Here is a 19,044-nt window from a genome sequence, read left to right as displayed (position 1 = left end):
CATCCACAGGGTCCGACGCGTCAGCACGGCCAAGGCATGCCCGGGCCGGCCACGCCCCATCCGTCCGATCCGCCGCGAAGCCCCCGCGGGACATCGCATCGGCGGGGGCCCGAGAGGCACACGAACCTGCCCCGGGCTCTCGCCCGTCAGCGCCCGGTGCGGACCCGAGTCCAGAGCCGGGTGACGAAGCGCTGGGTGCGGTCGTCCCAGGCGGTGTTGATCGACAGGCGCTGCATCGTCGCCTCGTCCGGGTAGATGCCGGTATTGTTCAGGATCTCGGGCTTCACGAATTTCTTCGCCGCGAGGTTGCCGCTGGCATAGGAGACGAAGTTGGTGTTGGCCGCCGCCACATCGGGCCGCATCATGTAGTCGATGAAGGCCAGGGCCTCGGCCGGGTGGGCGGCATCCTTCGGGATCGCGAAGGTGTCGAACCACATCAGCGCGCCCTCTTTCGGCACCACGTAGGCGATGTCGATCCCGTTCTTGGCCTCCTCGGCCCGGCGCTTGGCCTGCATGATGTCGCCGGAATAGCCCACCGCCAGGCAGATATCGCCGTTGGCCAGCGCCTGGATGTATTCCGACGAGTGGAACTTCCGCACGGCGCCGCGCACCTTGTAGAGGGCGTCGGTCACCAGGGTCAGGTCGTCCCAGCGCTTCGAATCCGCCTTGGCGCCGAAGACCGGGAGCAGGCTGGGGATCAGATCCTCGGGGCTGTCGAGCATCATGATCCCGCACTCCTTCAGCTTGTTCGCCGAAGCGGGATTGAGGACGACGCTCCAAGAGTTCAGCGGCGCATTGGGACCCAACCGCTCGCGGACGGCGGCGACGTTGTAGCCGATGCCGGTCGTGCCCCACATGTAGTCGACGGCATAGGTGTTGCCGGGGTCGTAGGCCGCCAGCCGGCTGGTGACCTCCGGCCAGAGATTGCCGAGGTTCTTGAGCTTGGACTTGTCCAGCGGCAGGAAGGCGCCGGCCCGGATCAGCCGCTGCAGGTAGGGCCCCGACGGCACGACGATGTCATAGCCGGACCGGCCGGCGAGCAGCTTGGTCTCCAGGATCTCGTTGTTGTCGTAGGTGTCGTAGACGACCTTGATGCCGGTCTCGCGGGTGAAGGCCTCGAGCACCTTCGGGTCGATGTAATCCGACCAATTGTAGATGTTGACGACCCGCTCCTCGGCGGCCGGGGCCGGCCGCACGAGGGGCAGGGCCGCCAGGACGCCTCCCAGCAGGGCGGCCGCGGCGGCCGCCAGCACCGAGCGACGGCGGCCGCTCATCGGCTCTTCGCGGCCACGATCACGATCTCCACGAGGTACTCGGGCGCCGCGAGCTTGGCCTCGACGGTGGCGCGCGCCGGCGGGTTCTCCGGGGAGACCCAGGCATCCCACGCGGCGTTCATCTCCGCGAAGGTGGCGATGTCGGCGAGGTAGATCGTGGCCGCGAGGATGCGCGCCTTGTCGCTGCCGGCGGCGGCCAGGAGACGGTCGATCTCCGACAGGATCTGCTGGGTCTGGATCGTCACCCCGGTGCCGACCGTGTCGGACGCGACCTGACCGGCGAGATAGACCATGTCGCCGAAGACGACGGCCTGCGACATCCGCTTGCCCGGCTCGATCCGCTGAATGTCCATACCCGCCTCCACAACCTTGAGAACCGGCGTATCTGCCGTCGCACCTACCCGGCCGTAAAGGGCCACACACGCACGCACCGCTGGAACACGCGGAAAATCGTCACCGCGGGGCAGGGTGCGGGCAACCGTCGCGGGTCTCGAAGCGTTCTGCCGCCATCGACAGTCATGCTTTGGGGTTTGTCATGGGTATCCTCTGGACCATCATCATCGGTTTCCTCGCGGGCGTCATCGCCAAGTTTCTCATGCCGGGACCGAATGAGCCGGCGGGCTTCATCCTGACGACGATCCTCGGCATCGTCGGCGCCTTCGTGGCGACGTTCCTCGGCCAGGCCGTGGGCTGGTACGGGCCGAACCAGGGAGCGGGCTTCATCGGCGCCATCGTGGGCGCCGTGGTGGTTCTGTTCATCTACGGCATGATCGCCGGCCGCCGCACCACCACCTACTGATCCTTCCGGCCGACCCGGAAACGATGAGGGGCGCCCCGCGGGGCGCCCCTTTTTTTGTCGTCCGATCGGCCTGCGCGCTCAGAAATGCTCGGAGGCGGCCTTCACGGCGCAGTGGCCGGTCGCGCCACGCACCGCCAGGCCGACGCCGACGACGAGCGCCAGCAGGCTCAGAAGCTTGTTGGGCCGCGGCTGCGCGGCCACGGCCGCGATCCCGAGCCCGAGAGCCACCGAGACAGCGCGCTCGGTGGTGGAGATGTTCGGCTCCCCGCTGAAGATGTCGTGCATCATGTCGTTGGCCATGGACGGATCCCTGTTGTGAAGGTCGCCGGTCGAACGCGGGCGCGCCGGCTGCGTTCCCTTCGCCGTCGGACGGGGCGACCGCGGATGCCGCCGGACCCGTCGCGCAGGGTGTCGGACGCGGCGGCGATCCTGGTCCTCGCTTACGCTTCCGGTGTTCCAGCGCGGCGCCCTAGCGCTACGCCGGCCCGTGACCCGCCGCGGCGAGGCTGCGGGTGCTCGACGACGCCGTGGACGCGCCGCCGGGCCGGAGACTCCGCGGGCCGTGCTGCGGCACCTCGCGGAGGCCGCGCATGCGTGTCCTCCGGACTGGGTGATCGCCCTCGCGGATCACCGGTCGCCGTCGATCAGGCCTCTTACACATCGAAGGCGCAGGGCCTGTATCCGCCGTTTGGCCTTCGGCTGGCGCCCTTGTCCGCGTGGATCGCGCAGACGCGCGATGTCCTGAAACCCGGAACGGCTTGGGCCGTCGCCCCACTCGCAAGATGACGAGCGACGGGCGCTGATCGCCAAGACAGGTCATGCGCAGGCGTGGCAGCAACGTCCGCTTCGGTGCCTGTGCCGCCGGGACGCGAACCGTCGCGAAGCCACCCATCGCCGCCCCCATGCGGTCGAACCGGGCAGGCTCCATTCAAGTGCGCGTCGCCGCGCCCGCGATGAGGGAGGGGGCACCGCTCCGGGCGGAGGCGGGGCGATGCGCCATGAAAAAGGGCGCGGCCCCGAAGGACCGCGCCCATCTGAACCATCCCGCGCCGGCCGAAGCCCGCACGGGGTGCGTGCGCGCGCTTACTCGCCCGCCTCGCGGCGGCGCTCGCCGCGGTGGCGGCCGCCCTCGCGGGGCTCGCGGGACTCGCCGTCCCGCTCGCCGCGGCTGGAGTCGCGCTCGGCCTTCACCTTCTCGGTGATGTCCTCGCCGGTCTGCTGATCGACGACCTTCATGGACAGGCGGATCTTGCCGCGGTCGTCCTGACCGAGGAACTTCACCTTGACCTTGTCGCCCTCCTTGACGACGTCCTGCACCTTGGCGACCCGCTGGGCGGCGAGTTCCGAGATGTGGACGAGGCCGTCCTTGGCGCCGAAGAAGTTCACGAAGGCACCGAACTCCATGCACTTCACGATCGTGCCGTCGTAGATCACGCCGACCTCCGGCTCCGCCACGATCGAGCGGATCCAGTTGTAGGCCGCCTTGATCGCCTTGCCGTCGGCCGAGGCGATCTTGACGATGCCGGTATCCTCGATGTTGATCTTGGCGCCGGTCTTCTCGACGATCTCGCGGATCACCTTGCCGCCGGTGCCGATCACGTCGCGGATCTTGTCGGTCGGGATCTGCATCGTCTCGATGCGCGGCGCGTACTCGCCGAGCTCCGGACGGGCAGCGGTCAACGCCTTGGCCATCTCGGCCAGGATGTGGGCGCGCCCGTCCTTCGCCTGGTCGAGGGCGACCCGCATGATCTCCTCGGTGATGCCGGCGATCTTGATGTCCATCTGGAGCGAGGTCACGCCCTCGTCCGTGCCGGCCACCTTGAAGTCCATGTCGCCGAGGTGATCCTCGTCGCCGAGGATGTCGGACAGGACCGCGAAGCGCTCACCCTCGAGGATGAGGCCCATGGCGATGCCGGCCACGGGACGGCGCAGGGGCACGCCCGCATCCATCAGCGACAGCGAGCCGCCGCAGACCGAGGCCATCGAGGACGAGCCGTTCGACTCGGTGATCTCCGACACGACGCGGATCGTGTAGGGGAACTCGTGGGCCGGCGGCAGGACCGGGCGGATCGCCCGCCACGCCAGCTTGCCGTGGCCGATCTCGCGACGGCCGGGGGAGCCCATCCGGCCGGTCTCGCCGACGGAATAGGGAGGGAAGTTGTAGTGAAGCAGGAAGCGCTCCTTGTAGGTGCCTTCCAGCGAGTCGATGAACTGCTCGTCCTCACCGGTGCCGAGCGTGGCGACCACGAGGGCCTGGGTCTCGCCGCGGGTGAACAACGACGAGCCGTGGGCGCGGGGCAGGACGCCGACCTCGGAGACGATCGGGCGGACCGTCTTCAGGTCACGGCCGTCGATGCGCGAGCCGGTGTCGAGCACGTTCCAGCGCACGACCTTCGACTGGGCTTCCTTGAAGGCGGCCTTGACCTTCTCGGCCGGGAACTTCTCGGCACCCTCGGGGCAGAGGGCGGCCATCACCTTCGCCTTCACGGCGTCGACGGCGGCGTAGCGCTCCTGCTTGACGGTCTTGGTGTAGGCGGCGCGCAGCTCCGTCTCGCAGATCTCCAGGACCGCCTTCTCGACGTCGGCGTTCTCGGGGGCCTTGAAGTCGCGCGGCTCCTTGGCGGCCTTCTCGGCCAGGCGGATGATCGCCTCGATCACCGGCTGGAAATGCTTGTGGCCGAACATCACGGCGCCGAGCATCACGTCCTCGGAGAGTTCCTTGGCCTCCGACTCGACCATCAGCACCGCGTCCTGCGTGCCGGCGACGACGAGATCGAGGCTGGATTCCTCCTTGGTCTCGGTGACGAGCGGGTTCAGCCGGTAGCCGCCGTTGATGTAGCCGACGCGGGCGCCGCCGATCGGGCCCATGAACGGGACGCCCGACAGGGTGAGAGCCGCGGAAGCCGCCACCATGGCGACGATGTCGGGATCGTTCTCGAGGTCGTGGGTCAGGACGGTGACGACGACCTGCGTGTCGTTGCGCCAGCCCTCGACGAAGAGCGGACGGATCGGGCGGTCGATCAGGCGGGAGACCAGGGTCTCCTTCTCGGAGGGACGGCCCTCGCGCTTGAAGTAGCCGCCGGGGATGCGGCCGGCCGCGTAGGCCCGCTCCTGGTAGTTCACGGTGAGCGGCATGAAGTCGATGCCGGGCTTGGGCTCCTTCGTGGCGACCACGGTGGCGAGCACCGAGGTCTCGCCGTAGGTGGCGACCACGGCGCCGTCGGCCTGACGGGCGACCTTGCCGGTCTCGAGGACGAGCTTGCGGTCGCCCCACATCAGCTCTTCGCGTTGAACGTCGAACATTCTTGATCTCTTCCTTGCCTGCGACGGGCCTGGCCCGGCGCCGCCCGGGGGCAAGACGGCGCGACACTTCCCGCTGAAGTGTCGTGCGATCCTGCCCCGATGCCGGCGCCTCGAAGCGGCCCGTTTGTCGGGAGGCCGGACCCATTCCGGCAGCCCGCGATGGTGAAACGCGGCCCCGGGCCGGGCCCGGAACCGCGCGAAACGCGCCTTAGCGGCGGATGCCGAGACGCTCGATGAGGGCGCGGTAGCGGGCCTCGTCCTTGCGCTTGACGTAGTCGAGCAGCGAGCGGCGCTGCGAGACCAGCTTCAGGAGGCCGCGGCGGGAATGGTTGTCCTTGCCGTGGGTCTTGAAGTGGCCGGTCAGGTTGGTGATCCGCTCGGTGAGGATCGCCACCTGGACCTCGGGGGACCCGGTGTCCTTGGCGTCCTTGCGGTGTTCCTTGATGAGCGCGGTCTTGCGCTCTGCCGTGATCGACATCGCATGCCTTTCGGGTTGTGCTGGTCGGATGCGGCGCCCCGTTCGGGCGCGCGCGGGCTCGGCGTTCGGCCGGTGCCGGGATGTCGTCCAGCACGGTCACAGCGCCAAGCGGCTCAAGCCCCGCCCGGTAACCCGGGTCGAGGCCGCGCGATCCATACACGAAATCGGCAATTATGCCAGCCCTCGGCGAAGCGGTCGCGACTGGACCGTACTCGCGGCGACCCGCTTGCCGGCCCCGCCGGGCCGGGCCGGGTCGTGCAAAGCCGCGGCCCCCTGGCGCAGCACCCGTCCGGGAACGGGCATCGGGCTCGCGACGCCCCCGCGGCCCTGGCCCCGACAGGCGGAACGCTCGTGGAACCAGCCCCGATCCTGCGCAAGGACAGGGCGCGAAGCCGCCGCACCAAGGGGCCCCGGATTTTCCAAGGGAACGGTTAACGCGTGCATGGTAGCCGAGCCGGAGCACGAAACGCGGCCCGGCGATGAACGGCACCCTCTCGGATGCGTGCGGCGTCGTGGTGGCGACGCTGCTCGGCATCCCCCTCGTCCTCCTGCCGGGCTACGCCCTGGGCAGGCTGACCGGCATCCTCGGCTTCCGTGCGCTCGCGGCCGGCGACCGCCTGCTGTGCGGGGCGCTCCTCGGGATCGGGCTCCTGCCCGCCCTCGACAGCCTGGTGATCCAGGCAGCGGGCGTCCCGGCTGCGGCACTGGCGAATGGCGTGTTGGGACTCGCCGCGCTGCTTCCGGCCCTGCGAAGCCTGCGGACGTCCCTCAACCGGGCGGTCCTGGCGCTCGCCGCACTCTGGCTCGGCGTCGTGGCCTATGCGCTGATCGACATCGACACCGGCACCGCCCTCTATCAGCCCGTGACGGTCATCGACCTCGTCAAGCACGCGGCCCTCACACGGGCGATCGTCGCGCATGGGCTTCCGCCCGTGGATCCCTTCTTCGCCCGGCCCGATCGGGCGGGCTACTACTATGAGTTCTATACGCTGACCGCGCTGGTCGACGGGGTCGGAGGGCGCCTCGTCGACGGGCGCACCGCCTTCGCGGGGCTGGCCTTCTGGACCGGTCTCGCGCTCCTCGGCCTGCTGGACCGGCTCCTGGCCGCGACCGGCCTCCTGGGAGATGCCGCGCCCCGGCTCGTCCGCCGCGCGGTGCTGGTGCTGCTGCCGGCGGGCGGCCTCGACATCCTGCTGGTCCTCGCCGATCGGGCCGCGTCCGGGACCTGGCTACCGGTTCCGGAATGGGTGAATGAGCAGGTCCTCAACTGGCCCGCCTCCCTGGTTTGGGTGCCGCACCACGTGGCCGGCGCCCTGGCCGGATGGCTCGGCCTCCTGGCCCTGGCCGAGGTGGCCGACCGCACGCAGCCGAGCCGGCATACGGAAGCCGTGGCGATCGGTGTCGCGGGCCTGGCCTTCGCGGCCTGCGCGGGCCTGTCGGTCTGGGTCTGTCTCGGCACGGCGACCGCCGCGGGGATCTGGCTGGTGCTGCTGGGCCTGGAGCGCCGCTGGCGCGCCGCGGCCCGGTTGGCGGTCGCGGGCCTGCTCAGCGCCGCGCTGGCCGCACCCTGCCTGCTGAGCATCCTGGCCAACCGGACCGATGGTGGCTCGCCGATCCGACTCGCGATCCGGCGATTCGGGCCCCTCGACGGACTCGTCGACGAGCCCGCCCTGAGCGCGCTCCGGATCGTCCTGCTGCCGCTGAACTACTACGTGGCGCTGGGTGTCTTCGCCGCCGGGACGCTGCTGTTCTGGCGGCTCGTCCCGCGCCGTGAAGCGCATGCCCGGGAGGCGGGACGGTTGCTCACCCTCTGCGCAGCGGCCAGCCTGCTCCTCGGCGGCTTCCTCCGCTCGGCGATCCTCAACAACGACCTCGGCGCCCGCGTGGTCCTGCTGGCGCAGGTCTCGGCCCTCGTCTGGACCGTCGTGGCCCTGAGCCGCCTGGTCGAGGCGCGGCGACTCCGGTTCCCCGGCCTGCTCGCCACGCTGTTGATCCTCGGATACGCGACGACCCTCTACGGCTTCGTCGGGATGCGCGCCTATTCCGCCTCCGACCGGCCCGCCTTCGCCCGCTTGGCCGGCCGTCCCGACATCGACCGGGCGCTGCGCGCGGCCTATGCCTGGGCCGGCCTGCACCTGCCCCGGGATCTGGTGCTGCAGCAATCACCGGTGCCGCGGCGGGTGTTCGATTTCGGCCTCTACGGGCTCCAGCCGACGGGAGTGGCCGACGCAGAGGCGCGGCTGTTCGGCGCCCCGCCCGAGGCCGTGGCGTCCCGGCTCGCCGATGTCGCGCCGATCTTCCGCGACCGCCTGGACGGTCGCGAGGTGCGCCGCCGGGCCGAAACGGCCGGGATCGGCGCCCTGGTCGTCACCGCGCAGGATGCCCCCTGGAGCAGCCCGGATTCCTGGGTCTGGCGGCACCGTGCGGTCTATGCCGATCCACTCGTCCGGATCCTGCGGGTCGAGGATCTTCATGACTGACGCCGGCTCCAGCCCCCCAGCAGGCCGGCGCGCCGGACAGGTCGTGCGCTGGCTCTGCGCCCAGGCGCTGCTTCAGGCTGGCGCCGTCGCCCTCGGCCTCGGCTGCTTCGTGCTGCTGTTCCAGACGGATCTCTGGTCCGGCGTGACCATCCTGTTCTACCGCGGCCTGATCCTGCTGGGCGTGGCCTTCCTGCTGACCCTGGTGGCGACGGCGGCGCTGGCCGGCCTCGGCCGGGCCTGGGGGCTGCGCCGCCGGGACGCCCTCGGCGCCTGCGTCCTGTCGCTGGCCCTCAACCTGAGCGCCTTCGTGATCCTGCCAGTGACGGTCGACCGCTCGATCAGCGTATTCCTGCTCGGCCAGATGGCGGCCCATCCCGAGGAGCGCTTCACCCCGGAGCGGGCGCGGACGGTGTTCGAGACGGTCTATCTCGGCGCCTTCCGGCAGATGGAGCGGCGCCTGTCCGAGCAGCAGGCCTCGGGCAACGTCGCGCAGACGGCCGACGGCTACGTCATCACCCCCCAGGGCCGCGCCTTCATCCGCTTCTGCGGCCTCGTGGCCCGGGCATTCCGGACCGACACCCGGATGATCGACGCCGCAGCGTCCGCCCCGTCTGCCGCCCGCGATCCGGGAGCGCCCGACGGGTCCGCGGGCGTGGTGCCGCGATAGGCTGGTCCGCCAACGACAGGACTTGGACCGGACCGGATTTGGTCACGCCTCCGGGGAGGCCGGCATCCCGGCATGGACTGTGCCAGATGACCATCCGGGCGAGGGAGAAGGGACGCGATGGCGGATCCCGCGATGACCAGGAATGAGCGTGCGGATGCCGGGGAGGGGCGTGAGCTCGCCCGGAGCCTCACCGCTCCGGGCCTCGTCGCCATCGGCCTCGGCGCCACGATCGGCGCCGGCATCTTCGTGCTGACCGGAACGGCGGCGGCGCAGTATGCGGGTCCCGCGCTCAGCCTCTCCTTCGTGATCGGCGGCATCGCCTGCGGCTTGGTCGGCCTGTGCTACGCCGAATTGGCCGCCATGATCCCGGAGGCGGGATCCACCTACACCTATACCCGCGCCAGCCTCGGCCGCCTCCCCGCCTGGATCATCGGCTGGGACCTCGTCCTCGAATTCGCCGTGGCGGCGGCGACCGTGGCGGTCGGCTGGTCCGGCTACGCGCAATCCCTCGCGGCGGAGTTCGGCCTGCATCTGCCGCCGGCTTTGGCCAGGGCGCCCGGCGATGGCGGCCTCATCAACCTGCCGGCCGTCGGCATCGTGCTGCTGCTCAGCGCGCTCCTGATGCGCGCGACGAAGCAGGCTTCCCTGGTCAACGGGCTGCTGGTCGCCTGCAAGGTCGCGATCATCCTGGCCTTCGTGGGCGTCGGCGCCGCCCATCTCCGGCCCGAACTCTGGCACCCCTTCGTGCCCGAGAATACCGGCGCCTTCGGCGCCTATGGCTGGAGCGGCGTGTTCCGCGGCGCCGCGGTGGTGTTCTTCGCCTTCGTGGGCTTCGAGACCGTGGCGACGGCCGCGGGCGAGTGCCGGGCGCCGCAGCGCGACGCGCCGGTCGGCCTGATCGGATCGCTCCTGATCACCACGATCCTGTACGTGGCCATGGCGGCCGTCCTCACCGGCCTCGTGCCCTATCGCGATCTGAACGTTGCCGACCCGGTGGCGAAGGCGGTGGACGTGATCGGCCTGTCGGGGTTCTCGACCGTGATCAAGGTCGGCGCCCTGATCGGCCTGACGACCTCGGCGCTGACCGCCCTCTACGGACAGAGCCGGATCTTCTTCGCCATCGCCCGGGACGGACTCCTCCCGGAGATCTTCTGCCGGGTCCACCCGGTCACGCGGGTGCCCGTGGCGAGCCAGCTCGTCATCGGCGTGTTCACCGCGGGTGTCGCGGGGCTCGTGCCCATCGACGTGCTCGGCGAGATCGTCAGCATCGGCACGCTCCTGGCGTTCTGCCTCGTCTGCGCCACGGTGCTGATCCTGCGCCGCACCGCCCCGGCCCGGGCGCGTCCGTTCCGCGTGCCGGCGGTGACGCTCACGGCGGGGCTCGGGATCCTGTCCTGCGTGACGCTGATGGCCGCCCTTCCGGCCGACACCTGGATCCGCCTCGCGATCTGGCTGGCGATCGGCCTCGCGATCTACGCCGGCTACGGCCGGCGGCACGCCCGGTTCAGCCGATCAGGTTGATCGTGGCCTGCGTGAGCGTTTTGATCGACGACGAGGCGTTGAGGCTGAGCTCGTAGTTCCGGATCACCCGCTGCAGGTCGGCCGATTCCACCGCGATGTTCACGTTCGGCAGGCGGACATAGCCCTGGAGATCGGCACCGGGATTGGTCGGGTCGTAGCGGCTGCGGAAGCCGGTGGTGTCGCGGACGATCCGGCCGACCGGGTCTCCGGGGGCGTCTACGACCACGGGGGCGAACACCGCGATCTTGCGCGCATAGGGGGCGCCGCCGGGGGTGGTCGGGACCGAATCGGCGTTGGCGAGGTTCTCGGAGATCGCGCGGATCCGCCCGCTCTGCACCTGCCGGCCGGCGGCCAGCGCGCTGGAGGCCGAGTGGAGGGCGCTGGAATCCGGCATGCGCGGGCCCTGTCGACGGCGAGGATCTGACCGAAACCTTGCCGAACAGCCTTAACCCGCGGTTAAGACGCCCGGGCGGAGAGGCTCAGCGCCTCGCGGAGATCCTGCCCATCCGTCAGACGCAGCCCGCGGCGGCGCAGGGCGGCCAGCATCGCGCGGTCCGGGAATGGGCAGTAGGGCAGCACCGGCTCGGTCCGCCCCTCGGGCAGGCTACCGGTCCGGTCGATCGTGTCGAGCAGCCCGTCCAGCATTCCGCGCCCGTGGGCATGCAGCGCCACGGCGGCCCGGGTGGCGGTGGTGCCGGCAGGCAGCGGCACGGCTTCCTGGGCGAGGATCGCCCCGGTATCGATCGCGGCCGCCAGCCGGTGCAGGGTCATGCCGAAGCTGCCGGGGCCCTCGGCGAGGGCGTGGATCGTCGGCACCGGACCGCGGTGGCGCGGCAGCAGGCCGGGATGTCCGTTGATGCCGCCGAGCCGCGCCAGCCCGATCGTCTCGGGCTTGAGGATCTGGTCGAAATGGTAGGTGAGGATCAGGTCCGGCGCCGTGTCCCGCAGGGTCCGCGCGACCTCGGGACCGTTGACGTCGTCGACCGTCACGGTCGGGATGCCCATGCGGCGGCACAGGGTCTTGAGCGGTGTCGCCTCCGGCGCGTCGCCGCTTCCGGACGCCGCCTGGGTCAGGGGCGCCAGAGGGCGCAGCAGGTCCGGCAGGCCGAAATTGACCGCCAGATACGGCAGGATCCCGGTGCCCGAGCGCGCGAGGTGTCGCCGGATCTGGCCCGTGAGGCCGCCGCTCGAGGGCCGCTCGGCATTGGAGAGGCCCACGAACGCGATGTCGGCCCGGTAATCGGCGACCAGCCGGCGCACCACGCGGGCGTTCGGCAGCGCCTCCAGGACGAACAGCGCGATCCGGGGCCGCGCCATCAGCGCCGCTTCCGGCGCTGGAATCGGAAGGCGTAGAGGCCGGCCTTGCGGACGTTCTCCGGCAGGAGCAGCACGGTGCGGGCGAGCGCCGTGAGGATGAAGGGGAAGGCGATCACGTCGCGGTTGGCCGCGATGCCCTTGGCGATGCGCACGGCGGCCGCCTCGGCACTGATCTCGAGGGGGCGCCAGCCCTTCAACTCGCCGCCCATCGGCGTCTTCACGTAGCCGGGCGTGACGACGTTGACCTTCACGCCCCGGGGCGCGACCTTCTGGCGCAGGGCGAGGCCGTGGGCGACGAGCGCCGCCTTGGCGCCGCTATAGGCCGGCGCGTCCTGAAGCGGCGCGTAGGCCGCCAGCGACGACAGCAGCACGATCTGACCGCGCCCGCGCTCCAGCATCCGCGTCAAAGCGGGCAGCATCACGTTGAGCGAGCCGGTGTAGTTGATGTCCGCGGTCTCGAAGGCGACGTCCTCGGCCTCCACCTGCCCCTCTTGATTGCCGCCGTTCACCGCCGCATTGGCGATGACGAGGTCGAGGGGCGCCTCCGTGTCCGACTGCCGCACGAGCGCCACCGTGGCGGCCCGGTCGCGGGTGTCGAGGCGGGCGGTCTCGGCGGTGGCGCCGCTGGCACGGCAGTCGCGGGCGACCGCCTCCAGGCGTTCGGCGTTGCGTCCGACGAGGACGAGGCTCACGCCGGGTTGCGCGTAGTGGCGCGCCAGCGCGGCGCCGATGCCGCTCGACGCGCCGGTGATCAGAATGCGGGGCATGGGGCGGGTTACGCCGCCGCGCATGGAAAGATCAAGGTCGCGAAAGACTCACCGGCGGCGAAAGCCGCATCAAAGGCCGCCGAATGACGACGGGTCGGCGGCCGGCCGGTCAGTAGACCGGCGCGAGTTCGCCGTCCCGCTCGGCCGCCTCGACGACCGCCCGCGCCGCCGCCAGCATCGAATCGGGCAGGGCCGATTCCATCCGCGGAACCGAGCCGGCCACGGCCCGGTCGATCGCTTCCTTGGAAAAGAAGCCGCCATTGACCTGGGTCCGGTGCAGGACGACGCGGCGGAAATCCGCCATCAGGTCCATTTCCGGCGGTGTCGGGCTCTTCCAGAAGCTGTCGAGATCGCCCTGATGGGTCAGGCCGGCCATGTTGTAGATCGCGGTGCCGACCGCGTGGGTCGGACAGCCCATCTCTAGGGACAGCATCCCCACCGTCGAATTGACGATGACCACGCCGCGGGCGCTCTTGATCAGGGCCGGGAGGTCGCCGCCGTCGATGAAGTCCAGCCGATCGCTGACGCCGTGGCGGCGGGCCGAAGCGCGGGCGAACTTGCGCCAGTTGATCAGGCCGCTGTCGAGCGGGTGCAGCTTCACCAGGAGCCGGGTCGGCGCCGAGGAGCCGTCCGCGAAAGACTTGATCACCCGGTCCATGAAGCCCTCGACGCCGAGGAACGGCGAGTGGACCCGGATCTGGTAGTCGCTGTCGAGCTGAAGCGGCAGCAGGAAGTAGTCGCAGCCGACCGCGCGGTAGATCTCGTCGCAGCGCGCCGCCTCGCGGCGGGTATGGGCGCGGCGGGCGAACTTCTTGACCCAGCCGGCATACTCGGCGGCGATATGGGTCGGCCGATGGCTGCGGAAATGCGGGAAGAGGTAGGGGAACAGGACGTTGGCGAGGTTGTAACCGACGTCCCAGACGCTGCGGCGGGCCATGTCGCCGGTCGAGGGCATCGCCCGGCCGGGCTGCGGCAGGCGCCGCGCCAGAGCCCGGATCTCGGCGGCCGTCCGGGGGAGGGACGAGAAGCCGTTCACGCCACCGAGTTCGCAGGTGATCCAGTTCGGCCGGATATAGCCTTCCTCGAACACATGCACCCGCAGGCCGCGATACTCGGCGATCATGCGGGCGGCCTTGTGGAACGGCCGGCAATCGCCGAACAGAACGATGTCGGTCACGGTTTCGCGGTCGAGATAGGCCTCGAGATACTCGCCCCAGGCCTCGCGGCGACCCCGGTAATTGTCGGCGTCGCCGCTCCAGAACAGCCAGTCGCCGGGGCAGAGATTGATGCGCCGGACAGTGTGTCCCCGTGCGCGCAGCGCCTTTCCGAGGTCGGAGAAGAACGGCGTCGCGATGCCCTGCAGGAAGAGGAAGGTCGCGGGGCGGTCGCGAGGGACGTCGAGGGCGGGCTGTTGCATTCCGCGGCGCTTCTGTCCTTGACCCAGGGCCGGATGAACCGAACCGACGAGAGACTCTTGAGGTGGCACGGCGCCCGGCGGGCCCGCAATCCGAAGCCATGCCGCGGCATGGCATTTCCGCGCCTGCGTGGCCCGTCTGCAACGGTCGCACGCCTGCGGCTCAGCCTTCGGATTAGGCGGGCAATCGCGGCGACGATATGTCCAAATCCTTTCCAGGACGTGGCGACGGCGACGCGCGCTCAGGTTGTCCCCGCCTTGCACCACATCCCAGGCCGACGAAAATGCGCTACAGGCGGGCCCAGCACCTCACCCGACCGGAGCCGGACGCACCGACCATGCCCCCTGACCCGACCTCGTCGCTCTACGCGACCGGCCGCACGATCCGCCGCCTGCGGGCGGAAATCGAGGCCGCGACGGGCCTCGCCTTCGGGGCGGCGCGTCCGGGCGCGATCGGCGCGGTCTGGGGCGCGGGAAGCTTGGCCGCGCGGATTCTGGCGCTGACGGGCCGGCGCCGCCTCGTGGTCGCCCCCGGGCCGCTCCTGAGCCCGTACGACTCGCCGGAGACCGGCTTCGCATCCCTGCGGATCAGCCTCGACGGGGCGCCGGTCGGCGGGGAGGGGGGCGTCCACTACCTCGACCCCTGGAACCGGCTGCCGATCGACCGCGCGGCTTGCGCCGAGCGGGTGGCATGGCTCGCCGCGCGCTTCGCCGAGAACGACCGGCGGGTGGTCTATGTCGGGATGTCCCGCTGGAAGCGGCCCGCCTTGGACGTCCTCGGCGCCGGGCCCGCCGGCCGGCCGATCCACACCATGACCACCGAGGCCGCGATCGCGGCGGGGCGGCGCCATGACGGCCGCCTTCTCGCCTGGGCGACGCGGGCCCCGGGCCAGCTCGAGGAGGCCTGCGCGCGGGCCGGCCTGCCCCTCGCCCGGGTGGAGGACGGGTTCCTGCGCTCGGTGGGCCTCGGCGCCAGCCTTCAGCCCGGCGCCTCCGTGGTGGTGGACGACCTCGGCATCTACTACGACCCGCGCCGGGAGAGCCGCCTGCAGCGCCTGCTGGCCGAGGCCGACTTCACCCCGGACCTCGTCGCCCGGGCGCGGCGCCTGCGCGAGGAGGTCGTGGCGCGCCGGCTCAGCAAGTACAATGTCGGCCTCGACGCCGCGGCCCTCGACTGGCCCGCCGGACGGCGGATCGTGCTGGTGCCGGGACAGGTGGAAGACGACGCCTCGGTGCGTCACGGTTCGCCGCTGGTCCGCTCGAACCGGGCCTTGCTGGAGGCGGCGCGGCGGCGGAATCCGGACGCGTTCCTGCTCTACAAACCGCATCCCGACGTGGAGGCCGGGTTCCGTCCCGGCATCATCCCGGAGGCGGAGGCCCTGACCCTGGCCGACCGGATCGTCGCGGGCATCAGCATCGTCGACCTCCTCGACCGGGTGCATCACGTCGAGACCATGACGTCATTGGCCGGATTCGAGGCCCTGATCCGCGGACTCAGCGTGGCGACGCACGGCCGGCCGTTCTACTCGGGCTGGGGCCTGTCGGAGGATCTCGCGCCGGGCGCCGATCGCGGCCGCCGGCTGAGCCTCGACGAGTTGGTGGCGGGCGCCATGATCCTCTATTCGCGCTACCTCGACCCCGTGGCGATGAAGCCGTGCAGTCCGGAGCAGCTCCTCGACCGCTTGAGCGCGGCCCGGGCGGCGGCGCCGCGCAACGCCCTCTCCCTCGGCCGGACGGCCCATTTGGTGATGCGCGCGCGCTACGGCCTCCTCAATCCCGTGGTCCGGGCCCTGCGCCTCCGGCGCGGCGTCGGCCGCGAGGCCGGAGGCGGCCCGCGCTAGACCGGGGCCGTCGCGCGGAATCCGGTTTCACGAGACTCTGATGTGACACCAAAGCGATAGCGCGCGCTGCTAGAGTCAGACCTCAGCAGCCCGCCCCGGGGCCGGTCCCGATCATTCCGGATCAGGAACGGCTCGCAACTCCTTGCTCCCGCGCGCTGTTTCCCGCCGGACCGGATTCCGGCGGAGAGCAGGCCCGCCCCACGCCGAGTGTCCGAGTCTTGACGACGTTCCTCATCGCCACCGGTCTCGCGCTCGCCGTCTGCCTCGCCCTGGAGGTTTTGGCGGGCGACTCGCTCAGCCGGGCGAGCCTCGCGCCGCGGGATCTCGGCCTGCGGCTGCTCGGCTACCTGCTGATCCTGCTGTTCTGGTTCGCATTCTCCTGGCGCCCCTGGCTCGCCGGGCTGACCTGCGTGATCACGGTGGCGATCCTCATCGTCGTCAGCCGCGCCAAGCGCTCGGTCATCGGCGAGCCGCTGCTGTTCAGCGATTTCGCCCTGCTGCCCCAGGTGCCGCGGCATCCGCAGCTCTACTACATCCCGCCCCTGTGGGATCCGCGCATCGCGGGTCCGGTCCTGCTCACCCTGGCGGTGACCGTGTTGTGGTACCGGACCGAGCCGAGCGTGCTGCCCGCCGCCACGCTGCCGCGCATCCTGGCCCTGCTCGGCCTGCCGCTCGCGCTCTGGCTGCTGGTCAAGGCCGCGCCGCGCCCGCCGCTCGCAGGGCTGATCGCCCGCTGGTTCCCCCAGCCCGACCTGGAGGCCGACGTGACCCGGGTCGGCCTGCCGGCGAGCCTTCTGGGCTACACCGCCCGGGCGATGGCGGGCGGCGAGCCCGTGCCCGAGACGCCGGCGCTGCCGAACGGGCCGGGCGACGACGTCGTGGTGGTGATCCAGCTGGAATCCTTCGTCGATCCGGAGCGGCTGGGCGGCGCGAAGCTGCCGGTGATGGACCTGTTCCGCACCCGGGCCGCGCAGTACGGGCGCCTTCGGGTCCCGGCGCACGGTGCCTACACGATGCGCAGCGAGCACGCGGTACTCACCGGCCGGCCCTCCGACAGCCTCGGCTTCGGCCGGTACGACCCCTACACGTCCCGGAGCGGGGACGAGCCGACGAGCCTCGCCCGGCTCGCCCGCGGACGGGGCTACGGCACGCTGTTCCTGCACCCGTTCCACAGGGACTTCTTCCGCCGGGCACGGGTGATGGAGGCCTTCGGCTTCGCCGACCTCGTGATGGGCGAAGCCTTCACGGACACGCCGCGCGTCGGCCCCTATGTCGGAGACATCGCCCTCGGCGACCGCCTCCTCGCGGAGGTCCGGGCCCGGCAGACGCCGCTGTTTCTGTTCTGCGTGACCATGGAGAACCACGGCCCCTGGAAGCCGGGGCGGCTGCCGGGCATCGACGACCCGCAGGCCCAGTACCTCCACCACGTCGCCAATACCGGACAGATGGTGGAGGACATCGTGGCGGGCCTCGACGTCATCGCCCGCGAGCGCCACCAGACCATCACGCTCTGCGTGTTCGGTGACCACGCACCGTCGCTGCCGAGTTGCAAGCCGGGCTTTGGAGGCCGGACCACCGACTACGCCCTGTTCCGCTTCGGCCAACCGCAGGGCACTCCGGCTCAGGTCGACATCGCCGCCGACGAGCTCGGGCGGGCGCTGCGGGGGATTCTCGCGAGCGCACCGGCGGACATGGCTGCCGGGACATGATAAGGTTAAGCTTGCGCGCCATAAGCGTGGCCGTGCCACGCTGGTGACGCATTGCCCACGGATAGCGCGACCGTCCGCGAGGCGGCCGCCGGTTCGGCGCGGCCGTTAAAGCGATCGCAGCGTTTGGCGGTCAAACTGGATGTCCCGGCCCGGGCCAGCGATGGCGCGGGGTCGGCGAGGAGAAGTCTCTGTGATGCTGCGTAAGACGGCGCGCACCGCCCTGATGGCCGCTCTGGCGGCGGGATCTGCAGGGGGTTGCACCTACCTGCCTGCGGCGGGTCCGACGGCGGGCGCGATCCAGGCGGGGGCGGAGGTGGCCACCGCCGACGGCGGCCTGATCGCCCGCTACGAGATCATCGACGTCACGCCCTCGGTGGTCGAGGCCCTGCGCGGCCGGCCGCTGGACAGCCTGCTCGCCTCCTTCGGCGACCACCGTCCCTCCTCGGAGCCGGTGATCGGCGTCGGCGACATGGTCTCGGTCTCGATCTGGGAAGCCGGGTCGGGCGGCCTGTTCTCCGGGCCGCTGGTGGCCGACCGCTTCTCGGCGGGCTCCAAGTCCGCCCTCATCCCCGAGCAGCCCGTCGGGCGCGACGGCGCCATCTCGGTCCCCTATGCCGGCCGCATCAAGGTCGCCGGCCGCCGCACCCAGGACGTCCAGGCGCTCATCGAGAACGAACTCGCCGGCAAGGCCATCCAGCCGCAGGTGCTGGTCTCGGTCACCCGGCCGATCAGCCAGGCGGTGACCGTCACCGGCGAGGGCGCCGCCGGCGCCCGCCTGCCGCTCTCGGGCCACGGCGACCGCATCCTCGACGTCATCGCCGCCGCCGGCGGCAACCGCGCGCCGGTCAACGAGACCTTCGTGCGGCTCTCGCGCGGCCCGGTGACCGCGACCGTGCCGCTGACCACGGTGGTGTCGAACCCCAAGGAGAACATCTACCTGCGGCCCAACGACGTGCTCACCCTGGTGCGCGACCCGCAGACCTTCATCGCGGTGGGCGCGCTGGGCAACAGCACCGAGCTGCCGTTCCAGGCCGACGGCATCACCCTGGCCCAGGCGCTGGCCAAGGCGCGCGGCCTGTCGGACTTCGCCGCCGACCCGGCCGGGACGTTTATCTTCCGGTTCGAGCCGGCCAGCGTCGTGCGGCGCCTCAGCCCCAGCTCGCGGCTGCTCGGCACGCCGCTGGTGCCGGTGGTCTACCGGATCGACATGCGCGATCCCAACAGCCTGTTCGTCTCCCAGGCGTTCCGCATGCGCAACCGCGATCTGATCTACGTGTCGAACGCGCCGTTCACCGAGGTCCAGAAGGTGCTCACCGCCTTCAGCGGCGTCACCGGACCAGTCTCCTCCGCCGCCTTGGCCTACTCCTACGCCAAGTAGGGAGCGGCCCGCATAGGGGACGATCGGGATCGCGGCGCCGCCTGTGCGCGCGATCCCGGATCCCGGCCCTTCCTTATCGCGCCTGCGGACACCCTG

Annotated in this window: 16 protein-coding genes; 7 read left to right on the top strand and 9 right to left on the bottom strand. The window is 71.1% G+C overall.

Going from position 1 to position 19,044, the window contains the following annotated elements; all coding sequences use genetic code 11:
- Window positions 1-146: 146 nt before the first annotated feature.
- Complete coding sequence (locus PQI07_RS33945) at window positions 147-1,274, bottom strand: polyamine ABC transporter substrate-binding protein (RefSeq protein WP_051045000.1); 1,128 nt, start codon at window positions 1,272-1,274, stop codon at window positions 147-149.
- The gene (locus PQI07_RS33940; protein WP_043354990.1) at window positions 1,271-1,627 is read right to left on the bottom strand and encodes a RidA family protein; all 357 of its coding nucleotides are present in this window, start codon (window positions 1,625-1,627) and stop codon (window positions 1,271-1,273) included. The genes PQI07_RS33945 and PQI07_RS33940 overlap by 4 nt, the downstream gene beginning before the upstream one ends.
- A 182-nt stretch (window positions 1,628-1,809) precedes the next feature.
- Between PQI07_RS33940 and PQI07_RS33935 the strand changes: the two genes are divergently transcribed.
- On the top strand, window positions 1,810-2,073 hold the full coding sequence (locus tag PQI07_RS33935) for a GlsB/YeaQ/YmgE family stress response membrane protein (protein WP_043354988.1): 264 nt from the start codon (window positions 1,810-1,812) through the stop codon (window positions 2,071-2,073).
- A gap of 78 nt (window positions 2,074-2,151) precedes the next feature.
- On the opposite strand, the gene PQI07_RS33930 is transcribed toward PQI07_RS33935, so the two are convergent.
- The 3 genes from PQI07_RS33930 to rpsO all read right to left on the bottom strand — a co-directional run bounded on the left by PQI07_RS33930 (window position 2,152) and on the right by rpsO (window position 5,854).
- Entirely contained in the window at window positions 2,152-2,373 is a 222-nt protein-coding gene (locus tag PQI07_RS33930; RefSeq protein ID WP_043354986.1) for a YgaP family membrane protein, read from the bottom strand.
- Between the two features lie 783 nt (window positions 2,374-3,156).
- On the bottom strand, window positions 3,157-5,376 hold the full coding sequence (pnp, locus tag PQI07_RS33925; RefSeq protein ID WP_043388877.1) for a polyribonucleotide nucleotidyltransferase: 2,220 nt from the start codon (window positions 5,374-5,376) through the stop codon (window positions 3,157-3,159).
- Window positions 5,377-5,584: 208 nt separating this feature from the next.
- Entirely contained in the window at window positions 5,585-5,854 is a 270-nt protein-coding gene (gene rpsO, locus PQI07_RS33920) for a 30S ribosomal protein S15 (protein ID WP_012317943.1), read from the bottom strand.
- Window positions 5,855-6,333: 479 nt separating this feature from the next.
- Here rpsO and PQI07_RS33915 point away from each other — a divergent pair, with 479 nt between their 5' ends.
- The 3 genes from PQI07_RS33915 to PQI07_RS33905 all read left to right on the top strand — a co-directional run bounded on the left by PQI07_RS33915 (window position 6,334) and on the right by PQI07_RS33905 (window position 10,522).
- Window positions 6,334-8,334 carry a hypothetical protein gene (locus PQI07_RS33915; protein WP_274929057.1) on the top strand — a complete coding sequence of 667 codons (2,001 nt, stop codon included), beginning with the start codon at window positions 6,334-6,336 and terminating at the stop codon, window positions 8,332-8,334.
- On the top strand, window positions 8,327-9,001 hold the full coding sequence (locus PQI07_RS33910) for a hypothetical protein (protein ID WP_274929056.1): 675 nt from the start codon (window positions 8,327-8,329) through the stop codon (window positions 8,999-9,001). Before PQI07_RS33915 ends, PQI07_RS33910 begins: the two co-directional genes overlap by 8 nt.
- 132 nt (window positions 9,002-9,133) lie before the next feature.
- A complete protein-coding gene (locus tag PQI07_RS33905; RefSeq protein ID WP_446721008.1) occupies window positions 9,134-10,522 on the top strand; it encodes an amino acid permease in 1,389 nt (462 codons plus the stop codon).
- Here PQI07_RS33905 and PQI07_RS33900 read toward each other — a convergent pair.
- The 4 genes from PQI07_RS33900 to PQI07_RS33885 all read right to left on the bottom strand — a co-directional run bounded on the left by PQI07_RS33900 (window position 10,506) and on the right by PQI07_RS33885 (window position 14,023).
- Window positions 10,506-10,916: a flagellar basal body rod protein FlgC gene (locus tag PQI07_RS33900; RefSeq protein ID WP_274929054.1), complete on the bottom strand. Its 411-nt coding sequence runs from the start codon at window positions 10,914-10,916 to the stop codon at window positions 10,506-10,508. The two genes, PQI07_RS33905 and PQI07_RS33900, sit on opposite strands and share 17 nt — an antisense overlap.
- Window positions 10,917-10,978: 62 nt before the next feature.
- Complete coding sequence (locus PQI07_RS33895) at window positions 10,979-11,839, bottom strand: formyl transferase (RefSeq protein ID WP_274929053.1); 861 nt, start codon at window positions 11,837-11,839, stop codon at window positions 10,979-10,981.
- A complete protein-coding gene (locus PQI07_RS33890; protein ID WP_043348866.1) occupies window positions 11,839-12,606 on the bottom strand; it encodes an SDR family NAD(P)-dependent oxidoreductase in 768 nt (255 codons plus the stop codon). The genes PQI07_RS33895 and PQI07_RS33890 overlap by 1 nt, the downstream gene beginning before the upstream one ends.
- A 109-nt stretch (window positions 12,607-12,715) precedes the next feature.
- On the bottom strand, window positions 12,716-14,023 hold the full coding sequence (locus PQI07_RS33885; protein ID WP_043348864.1) for a capsule polysaccharide biogenesis protein: 1,308 nt from the start codon (window positions 14,021-14,023) through the stop codon (window positions 12,716-12,718).
- Between the two features lie 335 nt (window positions 14,024-14,358).
- On the opposite strand from PQI07_RS33885, the gene PQI07_RS33880 reads away from it, so the two are divergent.
- The 3 genes from PQI07_RS33880 to PQI07_RS33870 all read left to right on the top strand — a co-directional run bounded on the left by PQI07_RS33880 (window position 14,359) and on the right by PQI07_RS33870 (window position 18,948).
- Window positions 14,359-15,861 (top strand): capsular polysaccharide export protein, LipB/KpsS family, encoded by a 1,503-nt coding sequence (locus PQI07_RS33880; RefSeq protein ID WP_274929052.1) that lies wholly within the window; start codon window positions 14,359-14,361, stop codon window positions 15,859-15,861.
- A 218-nt stretch (window positions 15,862-16,079) separates the two neighbouring features.
- A complete protein-coding gene (locus PQI07_RS33875) occupies window positions 16,080-17,570 on the top strand; it encodes an LTA synthase family protein (RefSeq protein ID WP_274929051.1) in 1,491 nt (496 codons plus the stop codon).
- A gap of 193 nt (window positions 17,571-17,763) precedes the next feature.
- Entirely contained in the window at window positions 17,764-18,948 is a 1,185-nt protein-coding gene (locus PQI07_RS33870) for a polysaccharide biosynthesis/export family protein (protein ID WP_083936041.1), read from the top strand.
- Window positions 18,949-19,044 lie beyond the last annotated feature (96 nt).

The sequence above is a fragment of the Methylobacterium sp. 092160098-2 genome (assembly GCF_028920805.1).
Lineage (GTDB): Bacteria > Pseudomonadota > Alphaproteobacteria > Rhizobiales > Beijerinckiaceae > Methylobacterium > Methylobacterium fujisawaense.
This window is presented reverse-complemented; position numbering and strand designations above follow the sequence as displayed.